The 25,605-nt window shown below is 40.2% G+C and carries 20 protein-coding genes and 2 rRNA genes (1 of these 22 cut by a window edge); 12 read left to right on the forward strand and 10 right to left on the reverse strand.

The window, feature by feature from the left end; all coding sequences use genetic code 11:
• Positions 1-15: 15 nt before the first annotated feature.
• Entirely contained in the window at positions 16-792 is a 777-nt protein-coding gene (gene ccmC / locus ACPF7B_RS07195) for a heme ABC transporter permease CcmC (RefSeq protein WP_490505147.1), read from the reverse strand.
• A gap of 227 nt (positions 793-1,019) precedes the next feature.
• Here ccmC and ACPF7B_RS07200 point away from each other — a divergent pair, with 227 nt between their 5' ends.
• From ACPF7B_RS07200 to ACPF7B_RS07210, 3 genes are read left to right on the forward strand one after another with little or no spacing between them, the layout of a single operon-like run.
• Positions 1,020-2,150 (forward strand): NAD(P) transhydrogenase subunit alpha, encoded by a 1,131-nt coding sequence (locus ACPF7B_RS07200; RefSeq protein WP_490505148.1) that lies wholly within the window; start codon positions 1,020-1,022, stop codon positions 2,148-2,150.
• 9 nt (positions 2,151-2,159) lie between these two features.
• Complete coding sequence (locus ACPF7B_RS07205; RefSeq protein WP_490505149.1) at positions 2,160-2,453, forward strand: NAD(P) transhydrogenase subunit alpha part 2; 294 nt, start codon at positions 2,160-2,162, stop codon at positions 2,451-2,453.
• 3 nt (positions 2,454-2,456) lie between these two features.
• Positions 2,457-3,854: an NAD(P)(+) transhydrogenase (Re/Si-specific) subunit beta gene (locus tag ACPF7B_RS07210; protein ID WP_490505150.1), complete on the forward strand. Its 1,398-nt coding sequence runs from the start codon at positions 2,457-2,459 to the stop codon at positions 3,852-3,854.
• A gap of 282 nt (positions 3,855-4,136) precedes the next feature.
• Here ACPF7B_RS07210 and polA read toward each other — a convergent pair whose 3' ends face one another.
• Positions 4,137-6,887, reverse strand: a complete 2,751-nt coding sequence (gene polA, locus ACPF7B_RS07215) for a DNA polymerase I (RefSeq protein ID WP_490505151.1) — start codon at positions 6,885-6,887, stop codon at positions 4,137-4,139.
• A 148-nt stretch (positions 6,888-7,035) separates the two neighbouring features.
• Positions 7,036-7,863 (reverse strand): sulfite exporter TauE/SafE family protein, encoded by an 828-nt coding sequence (locus ACPF7B_RS07220; protein WP_490505152.1) that lies wholly within the window; start codon positions 7,861-7,863, stop codon positions 7,036-7,038.
• 808 nt (positions 7,864-8,671) lie between these two features.
• Here ACPF7B_RS07220 and aspS point away from each other — a divergent pair.
• Positions 8,672-10,453 carry an aspartate--tRNA ligase gene (gene aspS, locus ACPF7B_RS07225; RefSeq protein WP_490505153.1) on the forward strand — a complete coding sequence of 594 codons (1,782 nt, stop codon included), beginning with the start codon at positions 8,672-8,674 and terminating at the stop codon, positions 10,451-10,453.
• Between the two features lie 159 nt (positions 10,454-10,612).
• Here the strand turns inward: aspS and ACPF7B_RS07230 are convergent, their stop codons facing one another.
• From ACPF7B_RS07230 to ACPF7B_RS07240, 3 genes are read right to left on the reverse strand one after another with little or no spacing between them, the layout of a single operon-like run.
• A complete protein-coding gene (locus ACPF7B_RS07230; protein WP_490505154.1) occupies positions 10,613-10,804 on the reverse strand; it encodes a hypothetical protein in 192 nt (63 codons plus the stop codon).
• Positions 10,805-11,866 (reverse strand): cytochrome d ubiquinol oxidase subunit II, encoded by a 1,062-nt coding sequence (gene cydB, locus ACPF7B_RS07235; RefSeq protein WP_490505155.1) that lies wholly within the window; start codon positions 11,864-11,866, stop codon positions 10,805-10,807.
• A gap of 10 nt (positions 11,867-11,876) precedes the next feature.
• The gene (locus ACPF7B_RS07240) at positions 11,877-13,235 is read right to left on the reverse strand and encodes a cytochrome ubiquinol oxidase subunit I (RefSeq protein WP_490505156.1); all 1,359 of its coding nucleotides are present in this window, start codon (positions 13,233-13,235) and stop codon (positions 11,877-11,879) included.
• A 237-nt stretch (positions 13,236-13,472) separates the two neighbouring features.
• Between ACPF7B_RS07240 and ACPF7B_RS07245 the strand changes: the two genes are divergently transcribed.
• From ACPF7B_RS07245 to ACPF7B_RS07270, 6 genes are all read left to right on the forward strand, one after another.
• Complete coding sequence (locus tag ACPF7B_RS07245) at positions 13,473-14,369, forward strand: LysR family transcriptional regulator (protein ID WP_490505157.1); 897 nt, start codon at positions 13,473-13,475, stop codon at positions 14,367-14,369.
• Positions 14,370-14,468: 99 nt separating this feature from the next.
• Positions 14,469-14,813, forward strand: a complete 345-nt coding sequence (erpA, locus tag ACPF7B_RS07250) for an iron-sulfur cluster insertion protein ErpA (RefSeq protein WP_490505158.1) — start codon at positions 14,469-14,471, stop codon at positions 14,811-14,813.
• 102 nt (positions 14,814-14,915) lie between these two features.
• A complete protein-coding gene (locus tag ACPF7B_RS07255; protein WP_490505159.1) occupies positions 14,916-15,833 on the forward strand; it encodes an SPFH domain-containing protein in 918 nt (305 codons plus the stop codon).
• A complete protein-coding gene (locus ACPF7B_RS07260) occupies positions 15,833-16,285 on the forward strand; it encodes an NfeD family protein (protein ID WP_490505160.1) in 453 nt (150 codons plus the stop codon). Before ACPF7B_RS07255 ends, ACPF7B_RS07260 begins: the two co-directional genes overlap by 1 nt.
• The gene (locus ACPF7B_RS07265) at positions 16,269-17,444 is read left to right on the forward strand and encodes a DUF2868 domain-containing protein (RefSeq protein ID WP_490505161.1); all 1,176 of its coding nucleotides are present in this window, start codon (positions 16,269-16,271) and stop codon (positions 17,442-17,444) included. The genes ACPF7B_RS07260 and ACPF7B_RS07265 overlap by 17 nt, the downstream gene beginning before the upstream one ends.
• 89 nt (positions 17,445-17,533) lie before the next feature.
• Positions 17,534-18,952, forward strand: coding sequence for a GTPase/DUF3482 domain-containing protein (locus ACPF7B_RS07270; protein WP_490505162.1), 1,419 nt, complete (start codon positions 17,534-17,536; stop codon positions 18,950-18,952).
• Positions 18,953-18,982: 30 nt separating this feature from the next.
• Here ACPF7B_RS07270 and ACPF7B_RS07275 read toward each other — a convergent pair whose 3' ends face one another.
• The gene (locus ACPF7B_RS07275) at positions 18,983-20,884 is read right to left on the reverse strand and encodes a bifunctional 2',3'-cyclic-nucleotide 2'-phosphodiesterase/3'-nucleotidase (RefSeq protein WP_490505163.1); all 1,902 of its coding nucleotides are present in this window, start codon (positions 20,882-20,884) and stop codon (positions 18,983-18,985) included.
• 3 nt (positions 20,885-20,887) lie between these two features.
• On the reverse strand, positions 20,888-21,976 hold the full coding sequence (prfA, locus tag ACPF7B_RS07280; protein ID WP_490505164.1) for a peptide chain release factor 1: 1,089 nt from the start codon (positions 21,974-21,976) through the stop codon (positions 20,888-20,890).
• 89 nt (positions 21,977-22,065) lie between these two features.
• On the opposite strand from prfA, the gene ACPF7B_RS07285 reads away from it, so the two are divergent.
• Positions 22,066-22,377, forward strand: coding sequence for an FtsB family cell division protein (locus ACPF7B_RS07285; protein WP_490505165.1), 312 nt, complete (start codon positions 22,066-22,068; stop codon positions 22,375-22,377).
• Positions 22,378-22,458: 81 nt separating this feature from the next.
• The gene (grxB, locus tag ACPF7B_RS07290) at positions 22,459-23,112 is read left to right on the forward strand and encodes a glutaredoxin 2 (protein WP_490505166.1); all 654 of its coding nucleotides are present in this window, start codon (positions 22,459-22,461) and stop codon (positions 23,110-23,112) included.
• A gap of 287 nt (positions 23,113-23,399) precedes the next feature.
• On the opposite strand, the gene rrf is transcribed toward grxB, so the two are convergent.
• A 5S ribosomal RNA gene (rrf, locus tag ACPF7B_RS07295) occupies positions 23,400-23,514 on the reverse strand.
• Positions 23,515-23,695: 181 nt separating this feature from the next.
• A 23S ribosomal RNA gene (locus tag ACPF7B_RS07300) occupies positions 23,696-25,605 on the reverse strand; it runs 1,002 nt beyond the window's last position.

Below are 25,605 nucleotides of genomic sequence, written 5' to 3' on the forward strand. Positions count from 1 at the left end.
ACGACCTTTTTCAGATTAATGCTTACTATAAACCTGCAATAGTTGTTCTTTGTAAATTAAATGGATACTTTTTAACAGAATATAACCTACTGTAAAAAATAGATAGGCAATCATCATCAACGCAAGTGGTTTTAACATAGTCGGATCAAGACTAGGACCACCCGATGCGAAAATCGTACTTTTTTGATGTAAAGTCGCAAAAAGGTAAACAGATGCTTTAATGATCGGCACAATCACTACACCAATAATCGCTAAAATAGAGATGCCAATATTGGCTTTTTCACGGTCTTCAAAGGCGGCATCAAGTCCGATATAACCTAAATAAAGAAAGAAAAGAATCAGCACCGAAGTCAAGCGAACATCCCATACCCACCACGTTCCCCAAGTAGGAGCGCCCCATATAGCGCCGGTAACAAGTGTAATTAACGTATATACGGCGCCCAAAACGGCTACCGAGCGTGCAATTACTGGAAATAGTTTGATCCGAAAAACCAAAAAAAGAAAGCTCAAAATAGCCATCACAACATAGAGAGCCGAGGATAAGATTGCTGCAGGCACATGGATATACATAATTCGTACGGTATCACCTTGTTGATAATCCACCGGCGAATTAAAGAGTCCATAATAGAGCCCCACAATTGCAAATAGTGCGCTTAATAAAAAGACCCAAGGAATAATTTTACGCGCAAAAGGCACAAAATATTTATAACTAATGAGCCGTTTCAAAGCGCTAAAATGCGACTTCTTCTTCTGCTCAGGAGCTATTTTCTTTACTTGATTTATATTCGACACAGCAACCCTTTTTCGAAGAATTTTTCCTAAACTAATTCACTCTTTTTTCAGCTGATTAGTATAACAAATCTTATAATATCAGTATCAAAAGATATTGAAAAAAGTTCTGTTTTCAGCTTTTAAAGCGCTTTTTTATATTCATGATGCCACTTTTAGCTAATTTATCTTTAAAGGGATAAATGGTACTATGAAAGTATCATTTTTTGCCACAAGGAGCCTATAAATCTATGATCAATACTATCATTGTTCTCAAAGAATCGAGCGCTCTTGAAAAACGCGTTGCGCTCGATCCTAAGAATACCGCACGCTTTGTGAAAGCAGGCTTCAAAGTTATTATTGAACCCGAGGCCGGAGCCCATGCTTTTTTTACAAATGAAGATTACGAAAAAGCCGGTGCTGTTGTTAAAACTCCCACATATAATGAACCTGCGATCATTCTCTCAATCAATACACCTGATGACAAAACTGCTCAAAAATTTGCAGCAGGTTCCCTGACAATCTCGTTGCTAGATCCTTATAACCACAAAAAACTAATCAACACTTTTATAAAAAATAAAATTAATAGCGTTGCATTAGAGTTTATTCCCCGTATAACGCGGGCACAAAGCATGGATGTTCTCTCTTCACAAGCAACAATTTCAGGGTACCAAAGCGCTCTTCTTGCCGCAGAGTTATCACCTCGATTTTTTCCAATGCTCACAACAGCCGCTGGCACAATCCGCCCGGCAAAGGTATTAGTGATTGGCGCCGGTGTTGCAGGTCTTCAAGCGATTGCAACAGCAAAACGACTCGGTGCTCAAGTAAGTGCTTACGATATTCGTCCAGATGCGAAAGAACAGGTTGAATCATTAGGCGCAAAACTTGTCGATACAGGCGTTAATGCTGCCGGTGAAGGTGGATATGCACGAGAATTAACCGAACAAGAGAAAGCTCAACAAGCCGCTGCGCTTACCGCATATGTTAAAGATATGCACGTTATTATCTCAACGGCAGCAATTCCTGGTAGACGTGCCCCTATCATTATCACTAAAGAGATGGTTGAATCGATGCTTCCAGGATCGGTCATTATCGATATGGCCGCAGAAACAGGCGGCAACTGCGAAATCACCAAAGCTGGCGAAAAAATTGACCACCATAAAGTCACTATTCTTGGCCCACTCAACTTACCATCGACAGTCGCAATTCATGCTTCTGAGATGTTCTCTCAAAATATTTATAATTATCTCTCACCATTTATTACAGAAGAGGGGTTAGTACTCGACCTTGAAGATGAAGTCATTAAAGATTCTTTAGTAACCTACGAAGGCGAGATTGTTTCCGAACGAATTAAAGCGGCTTTTGGCGCTTCTGAAAAATAAGGAGTATTTATGATTACAGGATTTGCAGCACTCTATATCGTTGTGCTCTCCGCCATCTTGGGATATGAAGTTATTTCTCGCGTTCCAGCGATTCTTCATACGCCATTGATGTCGGGATCAAACTTCATCCATGGAATTATCCTCGTTGGAGCAATGATTGCACTTGGCCACGCTGATGGTTTTTTTCAAACAGCCCTCGCATTTATTGCAGTGGTTTTTGGAGCAATTAATGCTGTTGGTGGCTATTACGTCACTGACAGAATGCTTGAAATGTTTAAATCTAATAAAAAAGAGGAGAAATAATTTATGGGTTCTCTAATTGTTAACATTGGTTATTTCGCCGCTGCTATTGCGTTTATCTATGCACTAAAAAGCATGAGTCATCCATCCACTGCTCGTAAAGGGATCCATTACGCTGGCCTAGCAATGTTACTTGCTGTCGTAATCACGCTGTTCCATCCAGCAATTACACACAAATCCTACTTTACCAATCTCATCTTAATCGTGCTTGCGATCGGCATTGGTTATATCATTGCAAAACGCTCGGCGCTACAAGTTGCGATGACAGATATGCCTCAGATGATAGCAATCTACAACGGTGTTGGTGGCGGTGCTGCGGCGATTATCGGTGCAATTGCATTACTTCAAGTTGGGATGCCAGATACAGGCTATAACTCTACAATGCTATTTTTAGGCGCAATTGGTGGGTTTATCGGAGCGGTCTCTTTCACAGGTTCAATCGTCGCTTGGGCGAAACTTGATGGCCGTATGAATAAAACAATCCGACTTAAAAATCGTAATCTTATTAACTTATTTTTGTTAATGTTCTCGCTCCTTTTTGCCATGATTCTTGCAAGCGATAACATTGTTCACCCATTCTTACTCTTTCTCTTCTTTGCATTTACGTTAGCGCTTGGTGCATTAGTTGCCCTTCCAATTGGTGGCGCCGATATGCCCGTTGTGATTTCACTCTTTAATGCATTAACCGGAGTTGCAGTTGCATTTGAAGGGATCGCGCTTGATAACGGAGGATTAATCGTTGCAGGTACAGTTGTTGGTGCAGCAGGAACACTCTTAACGATCCTTATGGCAAAATCGATGAACCGCTCACTTCGTAACGTGCTTTTCTCAAATTTTGGAGAATCAACCGGTGAAGAGAGTGAAATTGAGGGCGCGATGACAGAAACCGATGCAGCAAATGCAGCAATGACAATGGCCTATTCTGATCGCGTCATCGTTGTGCCTGGTTATGGTTTAGCCGCAGCCCAAGCACAACACAAGGTTGCAGAACTTGTAAAAATTCTCGAAAATCGTGGTGTCGATGTTCGCTTTGCCATTCACCCTGTTGCAGGTCGTATGCCAGGACATATGAATGTTCTATTGGCAGAATCAGGAATCTCATATGAAAGCATCTTCGACTTAGATGAGATCAATGGTGAGTTTAAAGATACAGATGTTGTCCTAGTCATTGGTGCTAATGATGTGGTTAACCCTGTTGCGCGCACTGATAAATCAAGTCCAATCTACGGAATGCCAATCCTCAATGCTGACCAAGCAAAACAGGTATTTGTCATTAAACGTGGACAAGGTGCTGGATTCTCTGGAATCGAAAATCACCTTTTCTATCTTGATAATACGGACATGGTTTATGGCGATGCACAAAAAGTTTTAAATGAGATGATCACAACTCTAAAATCTCTCTAATAGCCGCTAAAATATCTGGCTAACAAAACTAAAGAGCGTTAAATCATTTAACGCTCTTTTTCTATTCTGAATACAATTCATTTAATTCCAACAACGATAACGCATCTATTCCCGATATTTTTTTAATGCTACTTTCATCTTAAATAGCTTCTTTTCCCATAGTTACTCACAGAGTTATCCACAGAAAAATCATTGTCATACCCTAAACAATCACTTTTGAAAATCTATATACCAAAAAAACGAACGAATATTCTCCTTTTTGTGTAATCAATGTTGCGCAATCTAACCGGCAGTCTCATCCCAGTTCTTGCCGCGACCGACTTCAACAATTAACGGCACATCAATTTGAATAACATCGGTCATCGCTTCGACCAAGAGGTTTGTTGCCGCCTTTTCACTCGTCAGTGCAGATTCCAAAATTAATTCATCGTGCACTTGAAGAAGCATTTTTGCATCAATATCCGTTTTCTCTGCTAATAATCGATCCACTTTTAGCATTGCTAGTTTAATAATATCGGCAGCCGTTCCCTGTAATGGCGCATTAATAGCAATACGTTCTGCTCCCGAACGAGCAATCGCATTTGAGCTTTTGATTCCCGGAAGATAGAGTCGTCTGCCAAGAAGTGTCTCCACATAACCGAGATCTTTCGCTTTCTCTTTTGATTGATCCATGTAGTTAAGCACACCAGGGTAGCGACTGAAATAGAGACTAATATACTCTTGTGCTTGTGTACGAGAAATCCCTAATTGCTTCGCTAAACCAAATGCACCCATCCCATAGATCAATCCAAAGTTAATCGCTTTAGCCGCTCGGCGTTCATTACTGGTGACCTTTTCTAATGGCACGCCGAATACTTCTGCAGCCGTTGCGGCATGGATATCCTTATTCTCTTGGAAGGCTTTGAGCATTGCCTCATCTTGTGAAAAATGAGCCATTAAACGTAATTCTACCTGCGAATAGTCCGCCGCTAACAAGATCGCATCTTCTTTAGCAACAAAAGCCTCACGAATGCGTCGACCTTCCTTGGTGCGAATTGGGATATTCTGTAAATTTGGATTAGATGACGATAATCGACCGGTACTTGTTTGCGCTTGATTAAAAGAGGTATGAACGCGCCCTGTATCAGGATTAATTTCCGCGACTAACGAATCAGTATAGGTTGAGCGAAGTTTTGAAAACTCACGATATTCAATAATAATCTTCGGTAATGGATAATCTTCTGCGAGTTTTTGTAGGACATCTTCTGCTGTTGATGGCGCCCCTTTTGGGGTTTTTTTAATAACAGGCAGCGCTAATTTTTCAAATAGAACTTCCCCTACTTGTTTAGAAGAGCTCATATTAAACGCTTCACCAGCAAGCGCATAGGCTTCCTTCTCAAGCTCTACAAGTTTAACTGAAAACTCTTGGCTTAAATTTTGGAGGTGTTCTGCATCGACCTGAATCCCTTCATGTTCCATCTTTGCTAAGACTGGAATTAGCGGTACTTCTATATCTCGATAGACTTTATACTGACTCTCTTCATGTCGTAAGCGCGGTAAAATACTACGTTGTAATTGTAGTGTAATATCTGCATCTTCTGCTGCATAAAAGCTTGCCGTGTCAATATCAATCTCATCAAAAGTCTTTTGAGATTTTCCTTTACCAGCAATCTCTTCAAACGACGTCGTTTTAAACCCTAAATAGAGCTCTGCAAGCGCATCCATATTATGTCGGTTACCCGTGGGATCGAGAATGTAGCTTGCGATCATTGTATCGTCGGCAATGCCTTTTACCTCGATGCCATATCGTTTTAAAACATGCCAATCAAACTTCACGTTTTGACCAACTTTTGGAATAGTTTCATCTTCCATTACAGGCTTTAGAAGAGGTACAACCTCATCAATTGATAACGGGCTATCAAGTCCCGCTTGCTTAAAAGGGATATAGACCGCTTCCCCCGGCGCAATCGAGAGTGAAATGCCCACAAGATTGGAACGCATAAATTCAAGACCATCGGTTTCCGTGTCAAATGCAAGAAGTGATGCCGAAGGAATTAACGCAATATATTCTTCTAACGCCGAAAGCGAGGTAATCGTTTGATAATCCTTTGTTGCAGGTAGTGCTGGATTCACCCAAATCGATTCAGAAGCCGAACTTATAGCCGCTTTTGCAACCGGAGGTACGAAACTTTCGGGACTTTCGCCTTTATCAAGTTCTAATAATAGCTGACGGAAGCCAAGCTCTTGATAGATCGCACGCAAACGATCCATAAAGCGATCTTTAGGCATTAATTCTTCAACTTTAAAAGGTAAATCAGCATTAGTGAAAAGCGTTGTTAATTCTTTTGACAACGCCAAAATGTCCAAACTATCTCGCAGACGCTCACCCACTTTACCTTTAATATTCTCGGCATTTTGAATAATGCCATCCAAATCGCCCCATTCATGAATCCATTTCGCGGCAGTTTTAGGACCAACCCCTTGAACGCCGGGAATATTATCTGCACTATCCCCCATCAATGAGAGATAATCACGAACTTGTTCTGGGTAAACACCATATTTAGCAAATACTTCTTCTCGGCCGAGCATCTCATTTTTCATTCCGTCATACATATTGATGACACCATCTTCAACGAGCTGCGCAAGGTCCTTATCACTCGAAGCAATAATTGTGCGAATACCTTTTGATTTTGCCTCTACTGCTAATGTCGCAATAACATCATCTGCCTCAATTCCTGGAATCGAGATTCGTGGATAACCAAGAAGATCGATAATCTCATAGAGTGGCTCTATCTGTTCACGAAGATCATCCGGCATTGGTGGTCGATGGGCTTTGTAGTCCTCGTAGAGATCGTTACGAAAACTCTTACCACTTGCATCAAAAATCACACCAAGATAATCTGGTTGAAACTCTCGCATTAACTTTTCAAACATATTAATCACGCCACGAATCGCACCCGTTGGACGTCCATCAGGACTTTTTAATGGTGGAAGAGCATGAAAAGCGCGAAAAAGAAAGTTAGATCCATCAATTACTAGGAATGTCTTCGACATAAAAAACCTTTATTTACCGATAGATAGCATCCAAAAGATCACATACTATCCGAAAGTGAAACAAAATCAGAATGATTGTGCAATTATACAAAAAAAGCGAAGGGATCGCTGAGGGATCTCCCTTCGCTACTACTCAACTAATTCAATTTTAATGAAACCATTGTGTCAGACTCGCAAAATTATTATTAATAAAGATGATTAAAATAATTATTAAGAAGAGTGCAAAAATCTGACGAATACGTTTTACCGGTAATATATAGACCAACTTTGCACCTAAAGGTGCAAAAATAATACTTGTTAACGAAAGTCCAATAAATGCAGGTAGATAAACAAAGCCAAAAGAGCCTGATGGTAATCCTTCCACGCTCCAACCATTTATAATGGCGTTTACGGCTCCAGAAAGCGCCATAAACATTCCTACCGCTGACGACGATGCAATCGCATTCTTCATTTTATAACCAATTTTATTAAGCACCGGAACAATCATCACCCCGCCACCGATACCCACAAAACTCGAAATAAATCCAATAATGCCACCAATTACCAGATAAAACGGTTTCGCAATTTTTGAAATGGTTTCCGAATCTTTTTTCGATGCACTTTTAAGCATATTGAAAATGGTATATGCCAAGAAAACACAGAAGAAAAGCTGAAGAATCACATCTTGCAACATGCTTACAACTCTGCTTCCTATACCCACACCAATCATTGCCCCTATGCCGAGTAATATAACAACCAACCAAATTACCGACCCGCGACGCTGATGAGCGATGACCGATGAGAGGCTCGTCATTCCCACAACGGCAAAAGATGTTCCTAGCGCAAGACTCATAACCGGGCCAGTAGTCATTCCAATAAAATTTAAGAAAAAAACGACCGTTGGAACAACAACTGTACCGCCACCCACACCTAAGAGTCCGGAGATAATCCCGATAACACAACCTAGTAACAAAAATATTACTAATTCAATCCCCATTTCTGATCTCCATCTATCCTTTTTTAAAATTCATTATTCACTTTGAAGATATTGTAATGAGAAAAAAATAAAGCGAAAGAAAAATCATCTCTCAAATCATTCGATCTCCTTACTAAGCATTTTTCAATGCTGAAGCAATAGATCAGATCTTGCATGCAACATGCATTAAATTAAATATTTTTATTACGTGTTTAATTGTGATAATCAATGTTTTCAAATAGTTGAGTATTGTTGGGAAATTATTTTTAATAAAAGTTTGCATTTCAAATTTAGATACGATAATCATAGAGATGTTCAAGTTACAAAATTTTGTACTTAGATTGATAAGAATATTAATAAAAGTATCACCACAATCTAAGTGCATTCAAAGGAGGACCAGATCAAAAAGGAAATATATCCTTACGATTTGGTAAATATGGTGAGTAGTATCAGCCTCGATAATAAAAGAGTTATAAAAAATGAGGCACGATAGGCTTAAAGATCTAGGAACCTATGTAGCTGTACATAGGTTCCTAGATTATTTATTCAAGATCACTCTGCGGTAGATTCTAACGTAATTTATTCGAGAGTCGGTCTTGTCAGGGTGAAAGAAAACATTCCCCCTCTTGATGCTTTCTCGATGCTAAACCCGCATTAATTCAATCAATTAGACAATCACGATCAGCCCACCGCAAATCGCGGAACATTCGATGAATCTTCCCCTGAAAAATTCTACAAAATACCCTATAATTAAATAATTTGCTTTTCAAACAATTAATACAGCTCTTAAAAGCGGTATTAAGATTTATTTTATTAAGGATTACACATTATGCGATCACATTATTGCGGACTAGTGAACGAAACGCTTATCGATCAAACTGTTACACTTTCTGGCTGGGTACATCGTCGCCGCGACCACGGTGGTATTATCTTTGTTGACCTTCGTGATAGAGAAGGCATTGTTCAAGTTGTTATCGATCCTGAACAATTAACAACGCCTTTTGCAGAAGCAGAAAAAATTCGTAATGAATATGTTATTAAGATCGAAGGTAAAGTAATTGCTCGCCCAGAAGGCATGATCAATGAAAATATCGTTTCAGGTAAAATTGAAGTAATCGCAACTAAACTCGATATTTTAAATACTTCAGCACCACTTCCATTCCAATTAGGTGATGATAAAACATCTGAAGAAGTCCGCTTAAAATATCGCTATTTAGATCTACGTGATACACGTATGCATCAAAATTTAATCCTGCGTTCAAAGGTTACTCGTTATATTCGCCAAGCACTCGACAACCAAGGTTTTTTGGATATTGAAACCCCATTCCTCACAAAGGCAACGCCTGAAGGCGCACGTGACTATGTGGTTCCTTCACGTGTACATCATGGGGAGTTCTTCGCACTTCCACAAAGCCCACAGCTCTTTAAACAGCTTTTAATGGTGAGTGGATTTGATCGTTACTACCAAATTGTTCGCTGTTTCCGTGATGAAGACCTCCGTGCAGATCGCCAACCTGAATTCACTCAAGTGGATATCGAAACATCGTTCCTCTCTTCAGATCAAATCATGGATATTGCTGAAAAGATGATTCGTGATGTATTCAAAGAATCGATCAATGTCGATTTAGGGGCCAATTTCCCACGTATGACATGGCATGAAGCGATGACTCGTTTCGGTTCAGATAAACCTGATCTTCGCATTCCATTAGAATTCACAGAAGTGACTGAGCTAATGAAAGGTTGCGAATTTAAAGTCTTTAAAGATGCAGCAAATCGTGAAAATGGCCGCGTTGTGGCGCTCAATATTCCTGGCGCTTCTGATCAGTTTACCCGTCGCCATATTGATGAATATACAGATTTTGTGGGACGCTATGGCGCAAAAGGTCTTGCATATATCCGTGTTAACGATATTAATGCTGGTCGCGACGGGCTACAATCACCAATCGTAAAATTCTTAGATGATGCAACATTAACTGAACTTCTGAAAGCAACAAACGCTCAAAATAACGATATTATCTTCTTCGGTGCAGATAAAGCAACCATCGTGAATGATGCAATTGGTGCGCTCCGCGTGAAAATTGGTAAAGATCTCAACCTACTAACTCATAAATGGGCACCAATGTGGGTAGTTGATTTCCCAATGTTTGAATACGATGAAGATGCAAAACGTTATGTTGCAGTTCACCATCCATTCACAACACCAAAAACAGGCATTGAATCATTAAATGATCCTGCAAATGCAATCGCAAATGCATATGATTTAGTATTAAATGGTACCGAGCTCGGTGGTGGTTCAATCCGTATCTTTAAGCATGACATTCAAATGAAAGTTTTTGAACTTTTAGGAATCGATAAAACAGAGGCGGAAGAGAAATTTGGCTTCTTACTCGATGCTTTAAAATATGGAGCCCCTCCTCACGGCGGTATCGCTTTTGGCCTTGATCGTTTAGTGATGTTAATGGCTGAAGCGGGCTCAATTCGTGATGTGATTGCATTCCCGAAAACACAATCAGCTTCGTGCCTCTTAACGGAAGCACCGGCGCATATTAGCCAAGCACAACTCGATGAGCTTGCAATTGCTATTGTTCCTGATGAAGAAGAAAAAAAGTAACCTTTAAACAATAACGATTCATATAATCGTTAGAAAATTAAACCTCGAAGAAACTTTGCTTCTTCGAGGTTTTTTCATTATTCCGCCACTAACTTTGTTAAGTTCATCACAAAAAAGCCCCTAATGCTAAACAACATTAGGGGTAATTGCCGACTTACACTAGGGGGATGCGCCTAAGCCGACAAAAGACATAATCACCTTTGCAATTTTGACAAAAAGATAGAGAGAAACAACACCTCCTAACCAAAGAATCACCATCCACATCCATTGTGATTTAAGGCTCTCCTGTGGAATAACTTCCACTTCAAGATGTTCTTCCTGAACATCTGAAACATTCTTTTCAATGACCATTTAATATCCCTCCCCTTGAACTTTCCCCCGAAATACATAATAGATATAACCGGTATAGATCAATACTAATGGAATAAAAATTAACGCGCCTACCAATGAAAAGGTCAACGTTGAACGCGGTGCCGCTGCCATAAAGATCGTAACCTGAAACGGCACAATATATGGGAGTAAGAATCCAACAAGTGCAGCAGCGCCTAAGACTCCAAGAATCAACGTTAAAACAAACGGCTGCCAATGCGTTTTTGGATTATTAATTGAACGAACTAGAATTATCGTCACAATAAAAGCAAGCACCAAGACCACAACAAAGATATAGAGCTTCCAAATATGTGCTTGAGTGAAGAGTTCATTTTGCCAAATCACGGTTGTCCACGCCAAAATAACGGTTGCAAGAAGAAAGAATGCAACAGCAATCTTACGGGTAATGACACGAACTAATTGCTGCAACTCCCCTTCGGTCTTTTTAATTAACCATGTTGAACCTAAAAGCGCATAAAAAACCGTTAATCCTACACCACAAACGATAGAGAACGGTGACAACCACGTCCATATACCTCCAGCCATGACTAAATCAAGCGCGCTTTTAGCCACATATCCTTCCGGAGCATTAATCGCATCAGCTGCAGGCATAAAATCAAATCCTTGAACTAAAGCCCCAGCAATGACACCTTGAAAGAATCCTGCAAAAAGAGAACCGAAGAAGAAGGCATTATTCCAAAATTGGCGACGATTCTCTGAAACGCGTCCTCGGAATTCAAACGATACACCTCTAAAAATTAATGCCATAAGCAGCAGAATTACCGGGATATAGAATCCTGAAAGTACAACTGAATAAGCAATAGGGAAAATTCCAAAAAGTGCAGCACCGCCGAGAATTAACCATGTTTCATTACCATCCCAAACGGGTCCTATACTATTCATAAGCGTTGTCCGATCATCTTCATTACGGACAAAGGGATAGAGCATCCCAACGCCTAAATCAAAACCATCAAGAACAACATAAATGGCAACTCCTAACAGAATAATCCCTGTCCAAATAATGACTAACAAATTATAATCCATCCTGAACTCCTTATTTCTCAACGACTGATAGATCTGAACTTTGCGGACCTTTTCGCAAAATTCTGAACAGAATGGTCGCCCCAAAGATAAAAACAATAAGATAAGCAATCATAAAGAGCGCTAAAGAGACAGTGACATCACCTGCTGTATGGATAAATGAATGCCCTTCCGTAACGCGCATAATGTCATATACAAGCCAAGGCTGACGGCCAATTTCCGTCACAAACCAACCTGCCAATACAGAGATTAAACCACTAGGACCCATCCACAGAGCAAATCGTAATAAGCCTCTCTTTTCTCCCAAAGTTTTCTTATGTCGTTGCCAAACACCCCAAATACCGAGGAATACCATTAAAAAACCTAAGCCGACCATCACTCTAAAGGCCCAAAAAACCCAACCAACAGGTGGAATATCTTCTTTTGGAAAAGCTTTTAAATTAGCGACTTTCCCATCCAGACTGTGTGTCAAGATAAGGCTTGCAGCATAGGGAATTTCAATTTGAAAATAGTTTTTTTGTGCTTCTTGATCAGGAATTGCAAAGAGAATAAACCCCGTCCCTTCACCTTTCGGGGTTGCATCCCAATGCCCTTCTATTGCCGCTAGTTTCGTCGGTTGGTGATCCCGCACATTTAATCCATGAATATCCCCAATCAATACTTGGAAAATCGAGACAAAAAAGAGCGTCACTAAGGACATACTCAGCATCTTTTTCACAGCACTATTTTTATTCCCTTTCAACATGTGCCATGCTGCAGTGCCAGCAATAATTAAGGTCGCTGTTAAAAGTGCCGCTGTTAACATATGTACCATTCGGATAGGTAGTGAAGCGCTGAATAAAATAGCAAGCCAGTCTTTGACAACCACTACGCCATCAACAATTTCAATTGCTCCTGATTCCAATGATGGGGGAGTTTGCATAAAACTATTAGAGACCAAAATCCAATAGGCCGAGAAAGTGGTACCAAGCGCAACCATTGCTGTTGCAAAAAAATGCATCTTAGAACCGACGCGATCTTTACCAAAAAGCATAATGCCCAAGAATCCAGCTTCTAGGAAGAATGCAGTAATCACTTCATAAATTAATAGTGGACCCGTCACAGAGCCTGAAAATTTTGAAAACTCACTCCAATTCGATCCAAACTGAAAGGCCATTACAACGCCGGAAACAACGCCCATACCAAAGGCAACGGCAAAGAACTTGACCCAAAAATTGTAGATATCCATGTACACAGGCTTTTTAGTCTTTAACCAAAGCCCTTCTAGTACCACCAACCACATCCCTAAACCGATGGTAATGGCGGGAAATATAATATGGAATGAGACCGTAAACGCAAATTGAATTCGCGCCAACAAAATTGCACTCATCATATATGTACCCCATTAAAATTTATGTCGATGAAATTGCAGCGTTCTTATTGATAAATCACCACAAACCTTGAGCTACATTCAATAAATTTCAATAATTGTAAATAGCTTATTTTTTAAATATTATCAAATTTTATATTTTATAAATAATACCTTTATTATAATAGAGATATACTTTTTTGTTATAATCCAAATATCTAGATATTGAGTATTATTTCAGAGGTATTCCAACAAAAAATTATGGAAAAACGACAGCTGTATTACTTTATTACTGTTGCTGAACTTGGGAGCGTTGCAGCCGCCTCTCGATCGTTGCATATTGCTCAGCCTGCCGTTACGCGTCAAATTCATAATTTAGAAGAAACAATCGGCGTTCCTCTATTTGAACGACACGCGAGAGGGATGAGTCTTACAGCAGCGGGACGGCGCTTCTATCAAGACGCTGTTGCAATCCTTAACGCGCTATCCAGCGCAAAAGCAAAAGCAATTAAAGCTGACCAAGGAGATATAGGGCAGCTTAAAATCGGTATCACACCACAACATATTTGGCTAACTGAGATTCAACAACATTTAAGTGAATTTCGTAAACATCATCCTGATATTGCATTAAATATCTGCACCATGCATTCTCGTAAACAGATTATGGCAATGCGAAATGGGGAACTCGATGCGGGTTTTATGTTTTTGCGTCCGCAGGATGACTCTGATTTCCAAGGACGGTTCCTTTATAAGGAATCGATGCTTCTAGCGGTAAACAAAAGCTCTCGATTTGCCAATGATCCCCCACAAAGAATTGAAGAATTACTCACAGAGCCTTTTATTTGGTCTCCAGAAAATCAGGCCTTTGATCTCTACAAAGTCATCATCGATGAGCTACGCAGGCAAGATTTTATTCCTAAAATTGACCATGAAGGCTGCGACTACAACTCAATGCTCAGCCTCGTCTCGGCTGGGAGTGGTTATACTTTTGTACCAGCCGTCGCGAAATATCTAAAAGTATATGATGTCGTCATGCATGCATTATCTGAGCTCTCTGTCACCTTTGATTTAGAGCTCGTTTGGCGCAAAAATAATAGCAACCCTTGTCTAGCCCATTTCATTAAAAATTATCATCATCAAATGCGGCGTCTCACATAGAGCATCATTCTATTTTCAGTAAAAAGTCTACCCCCTCACCCATCAATCTGCGGTATAATAGACTACAAATTTTACTTATTTTCACTTAAGGAGAAAAATATGTCGATGATCGATGAAACAGGAATTAATTTTACCGATTCCGCAGCACTAAAAGTGAAAAGCCTAATTGATCAAGAAGGTGATCCATCACTTAAACTTCGCGTCTATATTCAAGGCGGTGGTTGCTCTGGATTCCAATATGGATTTGCATTTGCTAATGAAGTTGAAGAGGGCGACGTTGAGGTTGTAAACCAAGAAGTAACGCTTCTTGTTGATCCATTAAGCTACCAATATCTCGTTGGCGCAGAAATTGACTATGTCAATGATCTACAAGGCGAACAGTTTGTAATCCGCAACCCAAATGCAACAACTACTTGTGGCTGTGGAAACTCATTTAGTGCTTAATTTTCAGCTAGATAAATACTATAATCAAAACGCAACGCTCTATTGAAAATAGGCCGTTGCGTTTAATTTTATTATCGATCACTTTATTAAAGAGAAATAATTATGATAGGAACCATACTTGTAGTAATTATTGCGGTAATTGCAATATTGCTCGTATTCATGGGCATCAAAATGGTCCCGCAAGGGAGTGAATATACAATTGAGCGCTTCGGACGTTATAGCAAAACTATTACGCCAGGTATCTCATTCATCGTGCCATTTTTTGATCGTGTAGGCCATAAAATCAACATGATGGAAAATGTCGCTGATGTCCCGTCACAAGCAGTCATTACCAAAGATAATGCCATGGTTCGTGTCGATGGTGTTGTATTCTTCCAGATTAATGACGCAGCACGCGCAGCGTATGCGGTCAATAACCTTGGTTCTGCAATTTTAAATCTTACTATGACCAATATCCGTACAGTGATGGGATCGATGGATCTTGATGAACTTCTCTCTAAACGTGATGAGATCAATGCAAGCCTCCTCTCAGTCGTCGATCATGCCACAGAACCATGGGGTGTAAAAGTTACACGTATTGAGATTAAAGATATCGAGCCGCCTAAAGATTTGATCGATTCTATGGCAAAACAGATGAAAGCTGAACGTGAAAAACGTGCAGCAGTTCTTGAAGCGCAAGGTTTTCGTGAAGCTGAAATCCTCCGTTCTGAAGGGGAAAAACAATCTGCTATTTTAACAGCTGAAGGTAAACGACAAGCTGCATTCTTAGAAGCAGAAGCACGTGAGCGTATGGCAGAAGCGGAAGCAAATGCGACGTTGATGGTCTCTAAAGCAATTGGCGAAGGTGATATTCAAGCAATCAATTACTTCGTTGCACAAAAATATGTGGAAGCGTTTGGTAAGATTGCTGAGAGTGACAATGGCAAAATTATTATGATGCCAATGGAGTCTTCCGGAATGATCGGTTCAATTGCCGGCATTGCTGAATTAGTCAAATCTGCAGGAAAGGATACTCAATAATGGTGGAACTTTTTTCCAATTTTAGTCCGATGATGGTCTGGCTGATTATTGGGGCCATCTTAATTCTTCTGGAGCTCTTAGCTCCAGGAGTTTTTCTATTCTGGTTAGGAATCGCAGCACTTGTTGTCGGAGCAATTCTTACCTTCGCAGAATTGACGATTACTTGGCAAATTTTACTATTTGCTATCTTCTCGATTATCTCGGTTCTTATTGGCGTCAAAGTCTACAAAGGTAAAGATCGTGATATAAAGACATCCGATCTTAATCAAGTTCGTGGAACTAGCTATATTGGACAAGTTCATACATTAACTGAGCCCACAAAAGATGGCGAAGGTCGTCTAAATCTTGGGGATACTGTATGGCGGATTGCTGGCGAAAACCTTCCTGCGGGAAGTAAAATTCGCATTGTTAGCGTCTCCGGAAATGTTCTTACCTATGAATCAGCAGAATAGAGATACACTAAAAAAAATCGAAAAACGGGAAAAAGAGCAATCATTTTTCCCGTTCTCATTTAGCTTACTCTCATTTTTTTCAGCAGTTTTACTGTTAATCACTATTTTTGGCAGTAGTGCATTACTCTCATCCCCCATTCAACCATTGAGCTTAGTCCTTGGAATACTGATCCCCTCCTACTTTTTTCTGCTCTTTGCACTGATCCGCAAACACTCTTTTTTCTCTTCACTTCTCCTCTTTTTACAAAATATCTGGCATAAATTTCAACATAAATTAAATCACTCAAAATACTCTCAAAATATTGGGAAAAGTGATATTCCTCTTATAACCGTCGATCAAAAACGTTTTATTTTGAATGCAAAAGTGATCATGCACTACTCTTGGGTATTGATTTTCTTAGGATTGATTATTGGCTTTTTTATCAATTTTAGTTTTCAACAATATCAATACAGCCTGCACAGTACGCTTTTTCCATATGATAGCCACTTCTATCTACAAATATTCCATCTACTCAATTATCTCCCCAATAACATCACCGGCAACATTATTACTCCTGAGCTTGTCAGTGCTACATTAGCAGAGACCTCCTCCGCCCCCGACAATGCTACATGGTCACTTTGGGTCATGCTCATGCTCTTCTGCTATGGATTTTTACCACGATTTATATTATTCGCTATAAATGGTTTTCAATTATGGCGTTATCGTAAAATATCGCCATCAACCTCCACACTTCATATTGATACAGGCAAAATTCTTGATCCTGCAAAAAAGCGACCGCAACAAGAGCGCCCACCAAAGTTGATCACAGTAGGACAACATGAGATAGCAGTTGCGCTCGATTACTATCGAGAATTATCACCCGATGTAAAAATCCTTAATGATCGAAAAGCATTTAGTGTCTTACAAGAATCGCTTGAGCAAGCACCATTGCAACATTTGACACTCTATATTGATAGTGCATTAACACCTGATCGTAGCCTCTTACGTCGAATCTACACGCTACTCAACCTCTCAATGAGCTCCGAGATCATTTTAGTAAAAGCGCAAAATGCTCGAATTGAAGAATGGCAACAAAAATTAGCACCACAACTTTACGATAATGAGATTTTAACGATCGAAACATTATCTCAATTAAGTCGAGTAGATAAAACTAGATAAAGTGGTATAAACAAGGAATCAGCGATTGTACAAAAATATTGGTAAAATGAAAGAAATCGTCTTATACCCATACGATAAGATCTAAATCTATGAATACTAAACTACTCAAAATTGCCATTGTAGGGCATACTAATACAGGAAAAACATCGCTTATCCGTACGATTACTCGTGAGCGTAATTTTGGAGATGTCAAAGATGAAGCATCAACAACAATTAATGTTGAGGCAATTAAGCAATCATCCGATATCCTCACTCTCACTTATATCGACACACCAGGGCTTGAAGATGCGATGGGGATTCTTGACCTATTAGAAAAGAAGTATCCTTCTACAACTAAGATTGAAGAGTCACAAAATCTACTTACTTTTGCTGAGGATAGCGATATCGAGGTCTTATTTGAGCAAGAGGTTAAAGTTATCAAACAGCTCTTTTCGGCGGATCTCATCTGCTATGTCATTGATTGTCGCTTGCCTTTTCTCCCCAAGTTTGATGACGAATTAACCCTTATTGAAAAAACTCATAGACCGATTTTACCGATCCTCAATTTTGTCAAGGGAGAACATCTAGCAACTTGGAAACAACACCTTAAAGCACATGGCATCCATCATTACCTCGAATTCGATACCATTATGCCACCGCAAAAAAGACGCTTTTATGAACAAATTGCCATTCTGTTTCCTGAACTATATCAAGAAATCATGGCGTATATTGAACTAGAGGAGATAACTGAAGAGAACCGTCTACAACAATCCTTCAAAATTGCTGCAAACTTTTATCTGAATTTGATGTCATTACAGATTAAAAAACACCGCAACACTCCGGCAGAGAAGATCTTTAAAACACTCAATCACTCCATTCAAAAGATCGAAAAACGTGCGATTTATTCACTACTAGCGCTATATCAATTTAATGAAGAAGATATTGCCTACTTTGCGGTACCCGTGGAAGGTGCACAATATGAGAGTGATTTTTTTACAAGTGACAATTTAATCGACTTTTCAATGCAGTTTGGCAAAGGTGCAGGCGTTGGTGCGGGACTTTTTGTCGGTGTTGATGCACTAGCAGGTTTTACAACTCTCGGTGCAGCAACTGCAACAGGTGCAATTTTAGGAGGGCTTACGGCATCCTTTAAACATTATGGTTCGTCTTTAATGGATCATTTACAAGATCTCAACACATTTTGTATTAATGATAAAGCCGTTGAACAATTACTCTCTCGTTTTCTCTTTATTATCGGTGCATTAAATGGTCGAAGCCATGCACAATTAACACCGATATATCTTGAGCAGATCGACACCAAAGGATCACAGCTTCAAGAGCTACTCCATGATACCCGTTATCTAAGAGCTCATCCTGAATTTTGTGAAATTAATGGGAGTATAATCAATAATAAACGCGATAAAATCGTTGGATCATTAGCCGAAAAATTTGCACTGTTTTATCAAAAAACATTACAGATTACACCCTCAAGTATTGAAAATAACAACGATGACATCTCTCAAAAATAATTAAATACGATACAGTTTTGCCCGTTTACTTCATAACTTCAATTGGTAGAGAGCAAATTTTTCATCATCCTCTCCGATATATTCCAGTGGGTATTGACTCGATTCATGAATAATTGTCGCTGCCATATCACTATTAGCCGTCTCTATAATCAGTTTCTGACCTTTTAAACTCGCTCTATCAAGTTCCCAATTATAATCAGGACTTACTATCACCTCTGAGTTATCTCCCATCTGTGCTTCAATATATTGCAACAATACTTCTGGTATCTCTTTCATCGTACTACATACAACATTGCCACTACCGGCACCGGGAAATCGATCCACTAACGCGCGGTAGCTATTTGTCGCTAGGTAAAACCGATCCATCTTTTCCACAGGATGACCTTTATAAGTAAGATCAACAATCCGTTCACTATCAGTATCCCAAAGCGATAGATCTGATCGATAACGAGGTAGTTGAGTAGGGTTGATGCGATAATCAATGCCTTTAATAATATCGAAATTATAAGGTCGGTACTCTTTCCAGTTGATAAGATGTTGCGGCTCTTCATTAGGTTGAATCGTATGATAGATACTGGCGCAACATTCAAGCCACTCTTTCAAATTTTCACCGGTAATTTCAAGTACCACAAGATAATTAGGATAAACATAGAGATCAGCAACATCTTTAAAGTAGAGATCGCCGGCAGGGATCTCTGTAAAATACGTCGGATCATCCTTGCGACTTCCAACTTTAAAAAGTGGAACCGCTGATAAAAGGGGGAAACGATCGATAAGCCCCTGCTCTTCCAATAACTTATTAGCATAATAACTCTGAGCATCGGCAACAATTTGAATACAATGATCATCTTGAATTAAAGAGAGATAACTATAAAAACCCACTTGCGACTGTCCAATAGGGATATTCATAATTTCACGTACTGCTTTATGAGCATCCGTCATTAATGCTAAATAATCTGTCGAAACAGTATCATTTTCATTCCAATAATCATTGATATAACGAAGATGTGCCTGATGACTTACAACTTGCCAAGATCCATTATCGATTTTTAAGCTCAAATCAATCACACCAAGCCATCTTGCCCATGAACCTGCCATAACTGTTGGGGTATTGCAGATGGTGCCATTTTGACAATCAACACCTACCTCAGACATCTCTTCAAAAGTATCTGAGGGAAAACGCCGATGTTGATGTCCCGTAATTAGTGCATCAACACCTTCGATTTGCGCAAGGTAATAACCACTATTTTCCATACAATTACTGTAAGGTGCTAACGAGATGCCTGTGTGCGCTAATACAATAACAAGATCGGCATTTTGCTTTTCTTTAAGGTGTTTAACGGCTTTTTGTACCATTTCTACCGTATCTTTAGTAATCAGCGCAGGATGCTCTAAGGCATATTCATCAAGATGATTTTTATCCCACGTTGTAATTTGGGGCGGTAATATCCCAGTGATACCGATTTTTAAGAGAACTTCATCTCCTTTTTCGGTTTTAAAATAACGATCTAATACAACCGTGTTAGGTAAAAATTTTTGACCAGTCTCAGTTTCGATATTGGCATTCACATAAGGGAAATCTGCTTGTTTCAAAACTGACTGAAGATAAGGAACACCAAAATTAAACTCATGATTCCCGATTGTTGCAGCATCATAACCGATTGCATTCATTAACGTAAATGCAGGGTGTTCATAATCTAATGCAAAATCTCGAAGATAATCCGACATTGGAGAGCCTTGCAGCAAATCACCATTATCAAAAAGCAACGTATTTGCAACTTCATCCCGAGCATTTTCAATCAATGTTGCAAGACTGATAAGTCCAGTTTGTGGAACCTCTTGATCCCGATAATAATCATAGTTCATATAAAAACCATGAATATCGGTGGTCGCTAGAATTCGTAACTGTAACTTATCACTCTCACTGCTCATTATCTATTGCTCATCACCAATCGCGGCCAATAGATCTGCTTGATTTTCTTGAATTAATGGCTCAATTACCTGATCAAGATCGCCATTGACGATTTCATCTAGTTTATAGAGCGTCAGATTAATGCGATGATCGGTAATACGTCCTTGTGGGTAATTATAGGTACGAATACGTTCAGAACGATCACCAGAGCCTACAAGACTACGACGATTCTCACTCATCGCTTTCTGCTCACGCTCACGTTCTGCTTCTAACAAGCGTGCTCCAAGTAGACTCATTGCCTTGGCTTTATTTTTATGCTGTGAGCGCTCATCCTGACATTCCACTACAACGCCCGTAGGTAAATGCGTAATACGAATAGCCGAATCAGTCACGTTTACGTGCTGACCACCGGCTCCCGATGAACGGAATGTATCAATTTTAAGATCCGCAGGATTAATCTCAATCATCTCTGTTTCAGGGATTTCCGGCAAAATCGCTACGGTTGCAGCCGATGTATGCACACGACCTTGAGATTCCGTCTCAGGAACCCGTTGCACACGATGTGCACCGGATTCAAACTTCAAACGAGAATAAGCACCTTGCCCAGTTACTCGAGCAATTGCTTCCTTATAGCCCCCATGTTCACCATGATGTTCGCTAATTAATTCAACACCCCAACCTCGCTCTTCGGCATAACGCATATACATTCTTAAAAGATCACCAGCAAAGATCGCCGCTTCATCACCACCAGTTCCTGCTCGAACCTCAAGGAAGATATTACTATTATCATATGGATCAGTTGGTAGTAATAAAATGCTGAGTGATTTTTCAAGACGCTCTTTTTCTGCTTCAAGAATAGGAAGCTCTTCTTTTGCAAGCTCCTTCAATTCATTGTCGGATCCATCAAAAATATCTTTAACATCTTGAAGTGCTGATTCATTTTCTTTCCAAGCATTAAATTCCGCAACAACAGGGTCAAGGTGCGCATATTCTTGCGACAACTCCCGAAATTTATCGTTATTGTTTATAACATCTGGATCTGAAAGAAGATGTGATACCTCTTCTAATCGTTCTTTTAACTCTTCTAATTTGGTAATTATACTGTCTTTCATTCGTTCTTTTACGTTATAATAGGTGGCTGAAATTTTACTTTCCATTATCTCAAATCTAAAGGCTTTCGTACATTGCGAAATGATCAAATATGAAGTTAATGTATTCTTTACTTCTCTTACTGTTACTGATTCTTGGCCTTCTCATCAAACAGACTTGGTTTGATGAAGATTCAGGAAGTAAACGCCTAGATACCCTTCAAGCGTCTCTTGAAGATCTAAAAAAACAAAATCAAGCATTAATAGAACAAAATGAACATATCCGTCAAGTGATTAACGGCATTAAAAATAACTATACAGCTCGCGAAGAGTTAGCCCGTAAACATCTTGGATTAATCAAAGAAGATGAAACATTTTTCCATGTTATTCCATCAGAAGATCAGAAAACTAACAACGGCGAATAATTCCTCACTCAATAATGTAAAGTCGCCAACGCCTTTAAACTCTGTTATCTTAATATTATCAATATGATAGATGGAGAAGTAATGATGAAACTTTATGTCTTTGACCATTGTCCCTTTTGTGCCCGCGCATTACTCGCTGCGGGTTTAAAGAAAGAATATAGTATCCCCGTTAGCTATATTTTAGAAGATGATGCGGAAACACCTATAAAGATGATCGGCAAGCAAATGGTACCCATATTGCAGTATAATGACAACCAATACATGCCTGAAAGCCTTGATATTGTCGATTACCTTGATCAACTCGGTCATGAGCCATTTTTAAAAGGAACGCAAGATCCCGATATCATCCAATGGATTGATAACAACTTCGGACTAATCAGTGAGTATGTAATGCCGCTTTATGCCAAAATGGATCTTCCTGAACTCGCAACACCATCTGCTCGGAAAAAGTATATTGACCGTCATGAAGTGCTATTTGGTAGCTTTGAGAGCTTGTTAAAAAAATCTAAAAATCAACTTATTAAAATTAACGAGGAATTAAAAATACTCGATAACAAAATTAAGATTTCACATATCGAAAAAAAGCAATATTCTCTAGATGATGTTCTCCTATTCCCCCTCTTAAGAGCACTTACTGCGTCAAAAGACGTATTATTACCAAATACTGTTAAGGAGTATATCGAACTTCTGAGTACTCACAGTAAGGTACATCTATTCTTCGATAAGGCAGTTTAGCTCTCAATAGCAGTTAATAAGCTGCTACTTATAATAATCATAGGCTAATTTCGATTTTATACTGAAATTAGCCTTTTTTATGGTTAGTCTGCTGCTTTAAATCGGTATTTTATTTTCTATTACTCAAATGCCATTCAAGCTCAAAGCAATCTCCGGCGGGGATTGTTGGTATTGGTATTTGTATTGGCCTAAAAATCGCGGACTTACCTATTTTCGATTGGTTATGATTATTCCGCGCAGCAATGAAAAAGCCCCTAGTTCAATGAACTAGGGGCCTTCAAATTAAGCCCTGGAAATGACCTACTCTCACATGGGAACTCCCACACTACCATCGGCGCTGCTACGTTTCACTTCTGAGTTCGGGATGGGATCAGGTGGTTCCATAGCGCTATTGTTTCCAGGAAAACTGGTGTGTGCTTGAAGTGATACTCACTCCACTCACAAATAAATTTGATTAGTTGGTTGTAACAGCAATGGCGATTTATCTCGCGTTGATTGTTTTGTTGTGCACTTAAGTTTGTGTATTCACATTAACTTTGGAAACGCTTTCATGTCTCGTAGTCAATTGTCTAAGACCTATTATATGGTCAAGCCTCACGGTCAATTAGTATTGGTAAGCTCAATGCATTACTGCACTTACACACCCAACCTATCAACGTCGTAGTCTTCGACGGACCTTTAGAGGGGTTAAACCCCTAGGGAAATCTAATCTTGAGGAAGGCTTCCCGCTTAGATGCTTTCAGCGGTTATCCCGTCCGTATGTAGCTACCCGGCAATGCCATTGGCATGACAACCGGAACACCAGAGATACGTCCACTTCGGTCCTCTCGTACTAGAAGCAGCTCCTCTCAAATTTCCAACGCCCACGGCAGATAGGGACCGAACTGTCTCACGACGTTCTGAACCCAACTCGCGTACCACTTTAAATGGCGAACAGCCATACCCTTGGGACCGACTACAGCCCCAGGATGTGATGAGTCGACATCGAGGTGCCAAACTCCGCCGTCGATATGAACTCTTGGGCGGAATCAGCCTGTTATCCCCGGAGTACCTTTTATCCGTTGAGCGATGGCCTTTCCATACAGAACCACCGGATCACTAAAACCTACTTTCGTACCTGCTCGACGTGTCTGTCTCGCAGTCAAGCACCCTTTTGCTTTTGCACTCAATAGCCCGATTTCCGACCGGGCTGAGGGTACCTTCGTACTCCTCCGTTACTCTTTCGGAGGAGACCGCCCCAGTCAAACTACCCACCATACAATGTCCTTAGCCCAGATAATGGGCCTAAGTTAGAATTCCAAATCTTTCAGGGTGGTATTTCAAGGATGGCTCCACTAAAACTAGCGTCTTAGCTTCAAAGCCTCCCACCTATCCTGCACAAAAAGATTCAAAATCCACTGTAAAGCTATAGTAAAGGTTCACGGGGTCTTTCCGTCTTGCCGCGGGTACACCGCATCTTCACGGCGATTTCAATTTCACTGAGTCTCGGGTGGAGACAGCCTGGCCGTCATTGCGCCATTCGTGCAGGTCGGAACTTACCCGACAAGGAATTTCGCTACCTTAGGACCGTTATAGTTACGGCCGCCGTTTACTGGGGCTTCGATCAAGAGCTTCGCTTACGCTAACCCCATCAATTAACCTTCCAGCACCGGGCAGGCGTCAGACCCTATACGTCCACTTTCGTGTTTGCAGAGTCCTGTGTTTTTGATAAACAGTTGCAGCCAGCTTTTCACTGCGACCCTCCTCAGCTTACTGCGTAAAGCATTCACCAAGGAAGGTGTACCTTCTCCCGAAGTTACGGTACGATTTTGCCGAGTTCCTTCACCCGAGTTCTCTCAAGCGCCTTAGAATTCTCATCCCAACCACCAGTGTCGGTTTGGGGTACGGTTCTCATATCACTATTGCTTAGAAGCTTTTCTTGGAAGCATAGCATCAACCACTCCGGAGCTCGTAAGCTCCTCGCATTCACATCTCAGTATTAAGATCCCGGATTTGCCTAAGATCTCTACCTACTTGCTTACACTGGCATACCAATCACCAGCTGGTCTAGCTTTCTCCGTCCCTCCATCGCATGATACGAGAGTTCAGGAATATTAACCTGATTCCCATCGACTACGCATCTCTGCCTCGTCTTAGGGGCCGACTCACCCTGCTCCGATTAACGTTGAACAGGAAACCTTGGTCTTTCGGCGTGCGAGTCTTTCACTCGCATTAACGTTACTTATGTCAACATTCGCACTTCTGATACCTCCAGCAGCTCTTACGAGTCCACCTTCACAGGCTTACAGAACGCTCCCCTACCACATATATTCTATAATATACATCCGCAGCTTCGGTATATCGCTTTAGCCCCGCTAAATCTTCCGCGCAGGCCGACTCGACTAGTGAGCTATTACGCTTTCTTTAAATGATGGCTGCTTCTAAGCCAACATCCTAGCTGTCTATGCCTTCCCACATCGTTTACCACTGAGCGATAATTTAGGGACCTTAGCT

The organism is Ignatzschineria sp. 22MB058224 (genome assembly GCF_058188435.1).